General features: G+C 66.9%; 14 protein-coding genes and 2 riboswitches. Of the genes, 7 read left to right on the top strand and 7 right to left on the bottom strand.

All coding sequences use genetic code 11. From position 1 onward, the window contains the following. The first annotated feature begins 2 nt into the window (after positions 1–2). Together GYM46_RS12755 and scpB are read left to right on the top strand one after the other, a co-directional pair. Positions 3–824, top strand: coding sequence for a segregation and condensation protein A (locus GYM46_RS12755; protein ID WP_008260826.1), 822 nt, complete (start codon positions 3–5; stop codon positions 822–824). Beyond that, positions 821–1,486, top strand: coding sequence for an SMC-Scp complex subunit ScpB (gene scpB / locus GYM46_RS12760; RefSeq protein WP_008262461.1), 666 nt, complete (start codon positions 821–823; stop codon positions 1,484–1,486). The genes GYM46_RS12755 and scpB overlap by 4 nt, the downstream gene beginning before the upstream one ends. Positions 1,487–1,506: 20 nt before the next feature. On the opposite strand, the gene ispH is transcribed toward scpB, so the two are convergent. After that, positions 1,507–2,478 carry a 4-hydroxy-3-methylbut-2-enyl diphosphate reductase gene (gene ispH / locus GYM46_RS12765; protein ID WP_008261647.1) on the bottom strand — a complete coding sequence of 324 codons (972 nt, stop codon included), beginning with the start codon at positions 2,476–2,478 and terminating at the stop codon, positions 1,507–1,509. Between the two features lie 237 nt (positions 2,479–2,715). Between ispH and GYM46_RS12770 the strand changes: the two genes are divergently transcribed. The 5 genes from GYM46_RS12770 (at position 2,716) to GYM46_RS12790 (ending at position 5,305) form a co-directional block, all read left to right on the top strand. After that, a complete protein-coding gene (locus tag GYM46_RS12770; protein ID WP_008261665.1) occupies positions 2,716–3,075 on the top strand; it encodes an AtpZ/AtpI family protein in 360 nt (119 codons plus the stop codon). A gap of 6 nt (positions 3,076–3,081) precedes the next feature. Continuing rightward, positions 3,082–3,867, top strand: coding sequence for a F0F1 ATP synthase subunit A (locus GYM46_RS12775; protein ID WP_008262197.1), 786 nt, complete (start codon positions 3,082–3,084; stop codon positions 3,865–3,867). A gap of 57 nt (positions 3,868–3,924) precedes the next feature. Then, positions 3,925–4,149: a F0F1 ATP synthase subunit C gene (locus GYM46_RS12780; RefSeq protein ID WP_008261286.1), complete on the top strand. Its 225-nt coding sequence runs from the start codon at positions 3,925–3,927 to the stop codon at positions 4,147–4,149. A gap of 68 nt (positions 4,150–4,217) precedes the next feature. Continuing rightward, positions 4,218–4,790 carry an ATP synthase F0 subunit B' gene (locus GYM46_RS12785; protein WP_008263958.1) on the top strand — a complete coding sequence of 191 codons (573 nt, stop codon included), beginning with the start codon at positions 4,218–4,220 and terminating at the stop codon, positions 4,788–4,790. Next, positions 4,790–5,305 carry a F0F1 ATP synthase subunit B gene (locus GYM46_RS12790; protein ID WP_008258724.1) on the top strand — a complete coding sequence of 172 codons (516 nt, stop codon included), beginning with the start codon at positions 4,790–4,792 and terminating at the stop codon, positions 5,303–5,305. The genes GYM46_RS12785 and GYM46_RS12790 overlap by 1 nt, the downstream gene beginning before the upstream one ends. 76 nt (positions 5,306–5,381) lie before the next feature. On the opposite strand, the gene GYM46_RS12795 is transcribed toward GYM46_RS12790, so the two are convergent. The 6 genes from GYM46_RS12795 to gcvT form a co-directional block, all read right to left on the bottom strand. Next, the gene (locus GYM46_RS12795; RefSeq protein WP_035309002.1) at positions 5,382–5,852 is read right to left on the bottom strand and encodes a DUF6789 family protein; all 471 of its coding nucleotides are present in this window, start codon (positions 5,850–5,852) and stop codon (positions 5,382–5,384) included. A 133-nt stretch (positions 5,853–5,985) separates the two neighbouring features. After that, positions 5,986–6,390, bottom strand: a complete 405-nt coding sequence (locus GYM46_RS12800) for a hypothetical protein (RefSeq protein ID WP_154725560.1) — start codon at positions 6,388–6,390, stop codon at positions 5,986–5,988. A gap of 356 nt (positions 6,391–6,746) precedes the next feature. After that, the gene (gene gcvPB / locus GYM46_RS12805) at positions 6,747–8,315 is read right to left on the bottom strand and encodes an aminomethyl-transferring glycine dehydrogenase subunit GcvPB (protein ID WP_008261196.1); all 1,569 of its coding nucleotides are present in this window, start codon (positions 8,313–8,315) and stop codon (positions 6,747–6,749) included. Positions 8,316–8,327: 12 nt separating this feature from the next. Then, positions 8,328–9,674, bottom strand: coding sequence for an aminomethyl-transferring glycine dehydrogenase subunit GcvPA (gene gcvPA / locus GYM46_RS12810; RefSeq protein WP_008260361.1), 1,347 nt, complete (start codon positions 9,672–9,674; stop codon positions 8,328–8,330). 131 nt (positions 9,675–9,805) lie between these two features. Next, entirely contained in the window at positions 9,806–10,171 is a 366-nt protein-coding gene (gene gcvH / locus GYM46_RS12815; protein WP_008262168.1) for a glycine cleavage system protein GcvH, read from the bottom strand. 133 nt (positions 10,172–10,304) lie between these two features. Further along, the gene (gcvT, locus tag GYM46_RS12820; RefSeq protein ID WP_008262688.1) at positions 10,305–11,417 is read right to left on the bottom strand and encodes a glycine cleavage system aminomethyltransferase GcvT; all 1,113 of its coding nucleotides are present in this window, start codon (positions 11,415–11,417) and stop codon (positions 10,305–10,307) included. A gap of 55 nt (positions 11,418–11,472) precedes the next feature. Next, a riboswitch (glycine riboswitch) is annotated at positions 11,473–11,562 on the bottom strand. A 4-nt stretch (positions 11,563–11,566) separates the two neighbouring features. Further along, a riboswitch (glycine riboswitch) is annotated at positions 11,567–11,665 on the bottom strand. Between the last annotated feature and the right edge of the window lie 57 nt (positions 11,666–11,722).

Here is an 11,722-nt window from a genome sequence, read left to right on the forward strand (position 1 = left end):
GGATGACCGACGCCTTTCAGCCCAATCTTGATTTCAGCGCCGCCGCCGAGGTCGAGGAGCGCGAGGCCTTCGTCGTCGATCTGGACGGCTACGAGGGGCCGCTGCACGTTCTGCTGGCCCTGGCGCGGACTCAGAAGGTTGATCTGCTGAAACTGTCGATCACCCGGCTGGCGGAACAATATCTGGCCTTCGTGCACGAAGCGCGGCGCAGGAATTTCGCCCTGGCGGCGGACTATCTCGTGATGGCGTCCTGGCTGGCCTATCTGAAGTCTCGCCTGCTGTTGCCGCGCACCGAAAAGGACAAGGGCGAGGAGCCGCCGGCCGAGGCCATGGCCGCCGCCCTGGCCTTCCGGCTGCAAAAGCTGGAGGCCATGCGCAAGGCGGTGGACCAGCTTTTGGCGCGGCCCCAGCTGAAGCGCGACGTCTTCACCCGCGGCGATCCCCAGGCGACGGTGATCGTCCCCTCCGACCGGATCGACGCCAGCCTGTATGACCTGATGAGCGCCTATGTGACACAGCGCCGCCGCGAGGAGGGGCGGCGCTATTCGCCCGGCCAGCGGGTCGAGGCCTTTCCGCTGGAGGCGGCGCGCGACTGGCTGCGCGAGATCATGCCGCGCCTGGCCGACTGGACCCCGCTGGACCAGGTGGCGCCCCATCCCGAAGACCCGGACGGCCCCAGCCAGGCCAGCTATACCGCCTCGACCCTGTCGGCCAGTCTGGAGCTGGTGAAGGAGGGGGCCATGGACATCCGCCAGACGGCGCCCTTCGCGGATCTGTATCTGAAACGCCGGGGAGGCGGACATCCGCTGGAGCTGACGCCGTGAGCGACCTCTCCTTCCAACCCGACGATGGCGAGATCGAGCGCCGGGTCGAGGCGCTGTTGTTCGCCGCCGCCGGGCCGCTGAGCGCCGCCGAGATCGCCGGCCGTCTGCCCGAAGGCGCCGACGTCGCCCGCGCCCTGTCGGGTCTGCGCGCCCGATACGAGGGGCGGGGCGTGGAGCTGGACTGCGTCGCCGACCGCTGGCGGTTCCGCACGGCGGCGGATCTGGCCTTCATGATGACCGAGGAGCGAGAGGAGCCCCGCCGCCTGTCCAAGGCCGCGCTGGAGACCCTGGCCATCATCGCCTATCACCAGCCCGTCACCCGCGCCGAGATCGAGAGCGTGCGCGGCGTCACCCTGTCGAAGGGCACGCTGGACCTGCTGCTGGAGATGGGGTTCGTGCGTCTGCGCGGGCGCCGACGGACGCCGGGTCGGCCCGTCACCTACGCCACCGCAGATCGGTTCCTTGAACATTTCGGCCTGGCGACCCTGTACGACCTGCCGGGCGTGCAGGAAATGAAGGCGGCGGGCCTGCTGGACCTGTCGCTGCCCGTCGGCTTTGAACTGCCGGATCCCGGACGAGGCGCGGACGTCGACGAGGACAGTCTGACGAACGAAAACGACGCGCCGGAGTTCGCGCAGGACTTTGTCGGCGAGGAACGCTAGGCGGGATCGATAGAGGGGCGTCAGGTCGTCAGCAGCCGAGGCAGCTTGAAGGTCACGGTCTCGCGCGCCCCCCCGTCCTCGGTGACGGTGGCGTCGAACCGTTCCGCGATGGCGTCCACCAGGGCGGCGATCAGCGGTTCGGGGGCCGAGGCGCCGGCGGTGACGCCCACCGTCTGGACCCCGTCGAACCAGCTCCAGTCCACCTGGGAGGCGTCGTCGACCAGCCGGGCGTCACGGGCGCCGGCGCGCATCGCCACCTCGACCAGCCGGGCCGAGTTGGACGAGTTCTTGGACCCGACCACCAGCACCAGCTCGCACCCTTCGCCCAGCACCTTGACCGCGTCCTGGCGGTTGGTGGTGGCGTAGCAGATGTCTTCCTTGTGCGGGTCGGGCAGTTCGGGGAAGCGCCGCTTCAGCACCTTCAATATGCCCGCCGTGTCGTCGACCGACAGGGTGGTCTGGGTCGCATAGGCCAGGGGGGCGTCGCCGGGCCGTTCGAACGATTCGGCGTCGGCCTCGGTCTCGATCAGGCTGATGGCCCCCGGCGGCAGTTGACCCATGGTGCCGATCACTTCCGGATGGCCGGCGTGGCCGATCAGGATGATATGGCGGCCCGCGTCATGATGACGCTCCGCCTCCACATGGACCTTGGACACCAGGGGGCAGGTGGCGTCGAGGAACAGCAGTTGTCGCGCCTGGGCGTTGGCGGGAACCGACTTGGGCACGCCGTGCGCCGAGAAGACGACCGGCCGGTCGTCCGGGCATTCGTCCAGCTCCTTGACGAAGATCGCGCCCATGGACTTCAGCCGCTCGACGACATGGCGGTTGTGCACGATCTCGTGCCGCACATAGACGGGCGCGCCGTATTTCTTGATCGCGCGCTCGACGATCTGGATCGCCCGGTCCACCCCGGCGCAGAAACCGCGCGGCGTCGCCAGCCGCACCGCGATGGGGCGGCGTTCGGGCGAGGGGGCGGGGACGTGCATGTTCATGGCCGCAACCTAGTCGTTCGCGCGACATATCGCCATGCAGGGCGACCGAATCCCTGGTCTTGAACAGCGACGCATCGCCACGGTCAGGCCTTATCCGGCGAAAATCGAGTTCGAACAAAGATTTAACCTCCGTTCACGACGCCTTGACCTCTTGGCCGCTCACGATTAGTTTCCGCGCCGAATTCAGACCCGCCCAAACACATTGTTTGAGCGCTGAGAGCACAGGTCCTGTCCCCCATGTCGGAATCGCGCGAAGAGGCGATCAAACGCCTCCAAGACAGCGCATCCGCATTGGAGGCGCGGACCACGGTGGAGAAATCCGCCGAGCTGACCGGCCATCAGGTGTCGGGTCAGGCCTACAAGATCATCGCCGAGCTTCTCGGCGGCGTCTTCGTGGGTCTTGCGGCGGGTTTCATCGCGGACTGGGTCTTCGGGACCCGTCCGTGGGGTTTGATCGGCGGGGTCCTGTTGGGCTTCGCCTTGTCGATTTACATGGCGCGTCGCACAGCCAACCGGCTGATGGCGCAGGCCAAGGCGTTAGGTACGTCGGCTCCGGCCGATCCTTATGTCGAGGCCGACGAAGACGGGGAACGATAGGGCTTCATGGCCGATCCGATTCATCAGTTTCAGATTCAGAAGGTCATCGATCTTCCTGACGTGACCCTGCCCGTTCTGGGTACGGTCGATTTGGCCGTGACCAATTCGCACATCGCCATGACGGCCGCCTTCGTCGTGATCGTCGGCTTCCTGGCCGCCGTGACCTCGAACGCCCAGGTCGTGCCCGGCCGATTGCAGGCCGCAGGCGAGGGCGTGTTCGGCCTGATCGACAATCTGGCCGATTCCATCATCGGTCATGAAGGCCGCAAGTATTTCCCGTTCGTCTTCACCCTGTTCATGCTGATCCTGGGCATGAACATCCTGGGTCTGTTCCTGACCTTCACGGCGACGTCGCAGCTGGCCATCACCGTCACCTTCGCCCTGATCACTTTCGGTCTGGTGCTGGTGGTCGGGTTCGCCAAGAACGGCCTGGGCTTCTTCAAGCTGTTCTGGCCGATGGGCGCGCCGCTGGCGCTGCGTCCGGTCGTCGGTCTGATCGAGTTCGTCTCCTTCCTGCTGCGTCCTGTCACCCTGGCGCTTCGTCTGTTCGGCAACATGCTGGGCGGCCACGTGGCGCTGAAGATCTTCGCCGGCTTCGTCGTCTCCCTGGGCCTGCTGGGTCTGGGCGGCGGCGTCGGCCTGCTGGCCTTCCCGGTCGCGGCCCTGTCGCTGGGCATGGTCGTCGCCCTGACCGCCCTGGAGTTTCTCGTGGCCTTCCTTCAGGCCTTCGTCTTCGCCGTTCTGGCCTGCATCTATCTGAATGATGTGGTCAACCTGGATCACGCCCACTAAGGGCAGGACCAGTCTCTTCACCCCAACCACCAACGACTTAAATCTAGGAATACAATCATGGACGCTGAAGCCGCCAAGTACATCGGTGCCGGTCTCGCAACCCTGGGCATGATCGGTTCGGCCCTGGGCGTGGGCAACATCTTCGGTCAGTTCCTGGCCGGCGCCCTGCGCAACCCGTCGGCCGCCGCCGGCCAGGTCGGCAACCTGTTCGTGGGCGCCGCCCTCGCCGAAGCCCTGGGCATCCTGGCCTTCGTGCTCGGCATCCTGATGATCTTCGGCTGATATCAGCCGATACCGGCGCGCGGGGCTCGCCCGCGCGCCGTTTCATCTGATCCTGCAGCAGACGGTTCATGGCCAGCACCCACACCAATCATGCGGTTCCGGCTTCGGTCGAAGCGGACCTGCACGCCGAGACGGCGACCGCCGCCGAGCACGGCTCGGGCGGCCTGCCGCAATTCCAGTTCGAACACTGGGCGGGACAGATCGGCTATCTGCTGATCCTGTTCGTCATCCTGTATGTTCTGGTCTCCAAGGTCTTCGCGCCGCGCCTTCGCAAGGTGATGGACGAGCGGGCCGATACGATTTCCAACGCCGTCGCCACCGCGCGTCAGGTTCAGGCCGAGGCCGCCGACCAGGCAGCTCAAGCCCAGGCTGAAGTCGCCAAGGCCCGCGCCGACGCCCGCGCCATGGCCGCCGCCGCCAAGGCCCGCGTGACCGAAGACGCCGCCGCCCGCCAGGCTGCGGAAGAAGCCGTCGTCAACGCCCGCATCGCCGAGGCCGAGACCGCCATCGGCAAGACCCGCGACGCGGCCATGGCCAATGTCGCCGTGATCGCCTCCGACGCCGCCGCCGCCATGGTCGAGCGCCTGACCGGCAAGGCCGCCACCTCGGGCGAGCTGGCTACGGCCAAGGGAGCCGTCTGATGAACCTGATCTTCGAACACGGCATCTGGAGCTTCGCCAATGCGGAGATTTGGGTCGGGATCGGCCTGCTGATCTTCTTCGGCATCCTGATCGCCGCCGGCGTGCCCAAGATCGCCGCCGCCCAACTGGACGCCAAGGGCGCCAAGATCCAGGCCGACCTGGACGAGGCCGCCCGTCTGCGCGCCGAGGCCGAGGCCCTGCTGGCCCAGATCCGCAAGGAAAAGGCCGAGGCCGAGGCTCAGGCCGCCGAGATGATGGCCCAGGCGGAAGCCGACGCCCGTCGTCTGGAAGTCGAATCCAAGGCCAAGCTGGAAGAGACCCTGGCCCGTCGCCAGAAGATGGCCGAGACCCGCATCGCCCAGGCGGAGGCCCAGGCCTCGGCCGAGGTCAAGGCGGCCGCCGCCGACCTGGCCGCCAAGGCCGCGGAACAGATCCTGGCCGCCCGCCTCGCCGGCGGCGCCAAGGACCCGCTGCTGGACGCCGCCATCGCCCAGATCGGCGATCGCCTGAACTGAGGCCGGCCGGCTTAGCCGAACGAAAAAAGGCCCCCGGCGTCGCTGGGGGCCTTTTCTTGTGTCTAATGCCCCGCTGTCAGTGGGCGGTGGCGCCGCCCATGAAATGGGCCGCCTGGCGCTTCTCGCGTGTCACCAGTCGGGCGTAGACATTGCCCAGCACGATGCCGAACACCGCATGGGTGATCAGCAGCCAGCCGATGGTGCCGAAGCCGGCGGCGGCCGAGAAGGTCCGGTAATCGCCCAGCATCAGGATGGCCCCCATCATCACCACCCAGGCGCCGACGGCGAAGACGATGCCCTTGGTCTCGGGGGTGTCGGTGGGCAGGCGGGGACACATCAGACCGAACAACGGCCCCAGGATGAAGACGCCGCTGAAGGCGTGGATCGCCCAGCCGACGGCCATGTTTCCAGGCATGCCGATCATGGTGGCGATGACCCCCTGGAACGGGTCGAACCAGTTCAGGAACAGGTTGGGTATTTCAAGCAAGGAAACGGCGACGGTCGCGGCGACGCCCGCGATCATGCCCTTTTGTACGCGTGACATCATGACCTTAGCGCCTCCCAACGCATTTGGTGGTTCTCTGATAACGCCCAGACAGAATACGCCTGTAGAGGGAGAAGGGCGTTCACGATGATGTGGTTAGCAGTTGCGACAACGCAACCGCGAGACGGTCTGTCAACTAGCGGAAAAGCTTCCGGAAATAGCGACGAAGCATCTTCCGCAACCGCGTCAGACGTCGGCGGGGTCTCTTAAGCACGACCTTCTCGGCGCGCAGGGCCTGCTGCCAGAAGACAGGAGCGAACTCCGGCTTTTTGCGCATGAGCCGCCGGAACGGATAGACCCATTTGGGCCGGGCGTATTGGGCACGAATGAACAGCCGCTTGGCCCAGAAGGAGCTCTTCAGGATCAGCATCAGGCCGACGGCGATGACGGGAATGCCGCCTGGACCCGGCAGGGGCGCGATCAGAATTCCCAGAAGCACCACGAACAGCCCGCCCGCCATCAGCGCCCATCGCTTCAGCGCGCGAAGCGTACGGCTGCGCGCGCGGTAGGACGGAAGGCGGATCGCGGTTGCGAAGGTCAAGTCGGCGCCAGACAGAGAGGAGGGAGGTCCTGTGACAACGATCGTCACGACCGCCCGATCCCGACTCGGGAGAGGAAAGAGCGACCGTGGCCAGCCTGCCACAGGCTCGTTAAGACCGTGTGTCCATGGCCGATCCGTGTCTACGGCGTGAAGCTTTGGTCATGATTGATCAAGGGCTTCTGGCTGTTGCCTCCAGGACACAATAGGGGGAGGTCACCCCTCTTCAACCTTCGTCATCCTCGCCCTTGCGGCGAGGATCCATACTCCCGGTGTTTCCGCAGAATGCGCCTTCGTCTGGCGCTGGGAGTATGGATCCCAGGGACAAGCCCTGGGATGACGGGGCCTATCCGTCGCCCTTACGCCGCCTGGTTCGACCCTGCCGGCGCGGTCCAGCGCAGCACCGGCGAGCGGGCGGCGCGGGTTTCGTCCAGGCGGCGCAAGGGGGCGTGGAAGGGCGCGCCCTTGAAGCGATCGACGTCGCCGGCTTTCGCGGCCTCGGCCAACAGGCGCATCGCGTGGATGAAGCGATCCAGTTCGGCCTTGGACTCGGTTTCCGTCGGCTCGATCAGCATGGCGCCGTGGACGACCAGCGGGAAATACATGGTCATCGGGTGGAAGCCCTCGTCGATCATCGCCTTGGCGAAGTCGAGCGTGGTGATGTCCGTGCCCTTCAGCCATGCGTCGTCGAACAGGGCCTCGTGCATGCAGGGGCCATCGGGGAAGGCCGCCGACATCAGGTCCGACAGCCGGGCCTTGATATAGTTGGCGTTCAGCACTGCATCCTCGGCGACCTGACGCAGGCCGTCGGCGCCATGCGACATCATGTAGGACAGGGCGCGCACATACATGCCCATCTGGCCCTGGAAGGCGCACAGGCGGCCAAAGGCCTGCTCGGCCTCGTCTTCCTCGCGCTCGATCAGGCGATAGCCGTTGTCATCATGCACGACCCAGGGGGCCGGGGCGAAGGGCGCCAGGGCTTCCGACAGGACCACCGGACCCGCGCCCGGACCGCCGCCGCCGTGCGGCGTCGAGAAGGTCTTGTGCAGGTTGATGTGCATCGCATCGACGCCCAGATCGCCCGGACGAACCCGGCCGACGATGGCGTTGAAGTTGGCGCCGTCGCAATAGAAGTATGCGCCGGCCGCGTGCGTCAGGCGGCTGATCTCCAGGATGTCGCGCTCGAACAGGCCGCAGGTGTTGGGGTTGGTCACCATGATGGCGGCGACGTCGTCGCCCAGCTTGGCGGCCAGGTCGGCGACGTCCACGCGGCCGTCCTCAGTCTGGGCGACCTCGACGACGGTGTAGCCGACGAAGGCGGCGGTGGCCGGGTTAGTGCCGTGGGCGCTGGTGGGCACCAGAACCTTGCGGCGCTTCTCATGCTGGCCCGAGGTCTCGTGGGCGGCGCGGATGGCCATCAGGCCGCACAGCTCGCCGTGCGCGCCCGCCTTGGGCGACAGGGCGACGGCGGGCATGCCGGTCAGGGTCTTCAGCCAGTGCGCCAGCGTGTCCATCAGCTCGAGCGCGCCCTGCACCGTCGAGATCGGCTGTAGCGGGTGGATGTCCGAGAAGCCGGGCAGGCGGGCCATCTTCTCGTTCAGGCGCGGGTTGTGCTTCATCGTGCACGAGCCCAGCGGATAGATGGCCAGGTCGATGGCGTGGTTCTTCTGGCTCAGGCGCACATAGTGGCGCATGGCCTCTGGCTCGGACAGGCCCGGCAGGCCGATCGGATCCTTGCGGACCAGGTCGCCCAGGTCAGAGCCGTCCGTCTTGGGCTCGGCCAGATCGACGCCGGTCTTGCCCCAGCCGTCGCCTTCGAAAATCAGGGCTTCGTTCTGCAACAGGCCGCGGCCGCCGGTCAGGGTGGCGGGCTTGGTCGTCACGGCGTTCGGAGCGGTCGGACGGCCGACGGTGTTCATGGTGCTCATGGTCGTTATCCCTTACGCGCCGAGGACTTTGGAGAGCGACTTGGCGAGGATCTGGATGTCCACATCCAGCGTGGTCTCGGTCGCGGCGACCAGCAGGACGTCGTCCATGCCCGCATCGGGGGCCAGACGGCTGTAGGGCACGCCGGCCAGAACATGGTGATCGGCCAGGGTCGAGACGACTTCGGCCGCGTTCCTGGGCAGGCGCACCGCGAACTCGTTGAAGAAGCGGTCGGGGAGGATTTCGACGCCCGGAATGGCCGCCAGGGCGTCGCGGGTGGCGACGGCCTTCTCGTGGTTCAGCAGGGCCAGTTTACGCAGGCCCGTCTCGCCCAGCAGGCTCATGTGGATGGTGAAGGCCAGGGTGCAGAGGCCGGAATTGGTGCAGATGTTCGACGTCGCCTTGTCCCGGCGGATATGCTGTTCGCGCGTCGACAGGGTCAGGACGAAGCCGCGCTCGCCGTCGGCGTCCACCGTCTCGCCGGTCAGACGGCCGGGCATCTGGCGGATCAGCTTTTCTCGCGTGGCGAACAGGCCGACGTAGGGGCCGCCGAAGTTCAGGGCGTTGCCGATCGACTGGCCCTCGGCCGCGACGATGTCGGCGCCCATCTCGCCGGGCGACTTCAGCAGCCCCATCGACACCGCCTCGGTGACCACGACGATCAGCAGGGCGCCGGCGGCGTGGGCGGCCTCGGCGATCTTGGTCACATCCGTCGCCGTGCCGAAGACGTTGGGGGTCTGAACCACGACGCAGGCCGTGTCGGGACCGATCTGGTCGATCACGGCGGCCTCTGCGTCGACGGCGGCGGCCAGGACCTGGGTCTCGACGCCGACGGCGTGGACCACGGTTTCGGTCGCCTTGACGTAGTGGGGGTGCACGCCGCCCGAGATCACCGCCTTGTTGCGGCGGGTCACGCGGGTCGCCATCAGCACGCCCTCGGCCATGGCGGTCGAGCCGTCATAGAGGCTGGCGTTGGCCACCGGCATGCCGGTCAGGTTCGCGACCTGGGTCTGGAATTCGTACAGGTACTGCAGGGTCCCCTGGGCGATTTCCGGCTGGTAGGGGGTGTAGCTGGTCAGGAACTCGGACCGCTGGATCACGTGATCCACCGTCGCCGGGACGTGGTGCTTGTAGGCCCCTGCGCCGCAGAAGAAGGGCACCGCGCCGGCCGTCGCGTTCTTGGCCGCCATGGCGGACAGGGCGCGCTCGACCTCCATCTCGCCGGCCACGCGGGGCAGGTCCACCGGCCCGTCCAGCCGCGCCGCCTCGGGCACGTCCACGAAAAGGTCGTCGATCGATTTCGCGCCGATGGCGGCGAGCATCGCCGTGCGGTCGTCGGGCGTCAGGGGGAGGTAACGCATGTTCTTCTCACTCCGTCATCCTCGGGCTTGATCCGAGGATCGGATGCGGTGCGGGCCGTGCGTCGAAGTCTTCGCACAAGCGGTTGATCCTCCGGCCCTCGGGTCAAGCCCGAGGGTGACGGAGTTTGATACTAGAGGGTGGCGAGGAAGGCGTCGTAGGCGGCCTGGTCCATCAGGGCGTCCAGTTCCGAGACGTCCGACACCTTGATCTTGGCGAACCAGCCGTCGCCTTCCGGGGCGGCGTTGACGGTTTCCGGGGCGGTCGACAGGGCGTCATTGGCCTCGACCACCTCGCCCGAGACTGGGGCGTAGACGTCGGAAGCGGCCTTGACGCTCTCGACCACGGCGAAGCTGGCGCCCTTGGCGACGATCTTGCCGACTTCCGGCACTTCAACGAACACCACGTCGCCCAGGGCGTCGGCGGCGTGTTTGGAGATGCCCACGGTGGCGATGTCGCCGTCCAGGCTGACCCACTCGTGATCCTTGGTGAATTTCATTTCTATTCTCCTCTCCCGTCATCCTCGGGCTTGACCCGAGGATCGGATGTTGTGCGGTCCGTGCGTCGATGTCTTCGCACGAGCGGTTGATCGCCCGGCCCTCGGGTCAAGCCCGAGGGTGACGGGATGAATGTTACGCCTTCGGCTTCCGGTAATAGCGTTGCGCCACGAAGGGCATGGCGACGACTTCGGCGGCGGCGGACTTGCCGCGCACGACGACCTTCAACTCCGTACCCAGCGCGGCATAGGCCGGCGGCACGAAGCCCATGGCGATGTTCTTGCCCAGGGTGGGGGAGGGGCCGCCCGAGGTGACCTTGCCGATGACGTTCCCGTCAGCGTCGGCGATCTCGGCGCCTTCGCGGGCCGGGGCGCCTTCCTTGACGATCAGGCCGATGCGGATGCGCGAAGGACCGTCGGCCAGTTCCTTCAGGATGCGGTCGGCGCCGTTGAAGTCGGCGCGCTCCTTGCGTGACTTGGACAGGGCGAAGGTCAGGGCGCCTTCGACCGGGCTGGTCGTCGGGTCGATGTCATGGCCGTGCAGCGGCAGGCCGGCTTCGAGCCGCAGGCTGTCGCGGGCGCCCAGGCCGATCGGCTTGACGCGGGCGTCTTCCAGGATGGTGTTCCAGACGCGCTCTGCCTGATCCGCCGGCACCGAAATCTCATAGCCGTCCTCGCCGGTATAGCCCGAACGCGAGACGTAGCAGTCGACGCCGAACAGCATCAGCCGGGCGCATTCCATGAAGCCCATCTCGGCCAGGATCGGCTCATGCGCGGCCATGACTTCGGCGGTTTCCGGCCCCTGGATGGCGATCAGGGCGCGGTCCAGCACGGTCAGCTTGGCGTCGCCTTCGAGGTTTGCGCTCCAGAAGGCGAAATCCTCGTCCTTGTTGCCGGCGTTGACGACGACGAACAGGCCGTCGTGATCCGGGCGGCCGGCCATCAGGTCGTCGATGATCCCGCCGTCCTTGTTCAGCAGCAGCGAATACTTTTGCTTGCCGGCCTTCAGGATTTCATAGTCGCCGGGCACGAACCGCTCGAACTGGGCGGTCGCGTCCTCGCCGGTGATCTTGCACTGGCCCATGTGCGACACGTCGAACAGGCCGGCGTGTTCGCGGGTCCAGCGGTGCTCGGCCAGGACGCCCTCATACTGGACCGGCATGTCATAGCCGCCGAAGCCCACCATCCGGGCTCCCAGAGCGCGGTGCGCGGCGTTCAGGGGCGTGGTCTTCAGGGCTTGGTCGGTCATGGTTCAGGCTTTCACGGTCGCGTTTGGTGGCGGAGCTCCGCCGTCTTCGCGCCCCCGCTGTCCTGAAGCCTGAGAGATTCCGGCGGTCAGACCACCTTGCTCCGTCGGCGCGCCCTGATCCCGAGAAGGGGGCGACTTTCCAGCGTCCGTATGCTGTCGCGGTCCGTTTGCCTGAGCGTTTCCGGGGCGGTTGCGCCTTCGGCGTCGGGGGCCGGCCTGCCGGTCCCGAACTCTCCCGCGAGAGCATCCGACCTAAGCCACCGACTCCGGGCCCAAGTCAAGCGTTGGCGGCTTTCGGAGGCCGT

Origin of the sequence: Brevundimonas mediterranea (assembly GCF_011064825.1) — a bacterium.
Lineage (GTDB): Bacteria > Pseudomonadota > Alphaproteobacteria > Caulobacterales > Caulobacteraceae > Brevundimonas > Brevundimonas mediterranea_A.

Coding starts and splice junctions, on each gene's coding strand:
- GYM46_RS12755 (WP_008260826.1), top strand. CDS start 3: ATGACCGACGCCTTTCAGCCCAATCTTGATTTCAGCGCCGCCGCCGAG.
- ispH (WP_008261647.1), bottom strand. CDS start 2,478: ATGAACATGCACGTCCCCGCCCCCTCGCCCGAACGCCGCCCCATCGCG.
- GYM46_RS12770 (WP_008261665.1), top strand. CDS start 2,716: ATGTCGGAATCGCGCGAAGAGGCGATCAAACGCCTCCAAGACAGCGCA.
- GYM46_RS12775 (WP_008262197.1), top strand. CDS start 3,082: ATGGCCGATCCGATTCATCAGTTTCAGATTCAGAAGGTCATCGATCTT.
- GYM46_RS12780 (WP_008261286.1), top strand. CDS start 3,925: ATGGACGCTGAAGCCGCCAAGTACATCGGTGCCGGTCTCGCAACCCTG.
- GYM46_RS12785 (WP_008263958.1), top strand. CDS start 4,218: ATGGCCAGCACCCACACCAATCATGCGGTTCCGGCTTCGGTCGAAGCG.
- GYM46_RS12790 (WP_008258724.1), top strand. CDS start 4,790: ATGAACCTGATCTTCGAACACGGCATCTGGAGCTTCGCCAATGCGGAG.
- GYM46_RS12795 (WP_035309002.1), bottom strand. CDS start 5,852: ATGATGTCACGCGTACAAAAGGGCATGATCGCGGGCGTCGCCGCGACC.
- gcvPB (WP_008261196.1), bottom strand. CDS start 8,315: ATGAGCACCATGAACACCGTCGGCCGTCCGACCGCTCCGAACGCCGTG.
- gcvPA (WP_008260361.1), bottom strand. CDS start 9,674: ATGCGTTACCTCCCCCTGACGCCCGACGACCGCACGGCGATGCTCGCC.
- gcvH (WP_008262168.1), bottom strand. CDS start 10,171: ATGAAATTCACCAAGGATCACGAGTGGGTCAGCCTGGACGGCGACATC.
- gcvT (WP_008262688.1), bottom strand. CDS start 11,417: ATGACCGACCAAGCCCTGAAGACCACGCCCCTGAACGCCGCGCACCGC.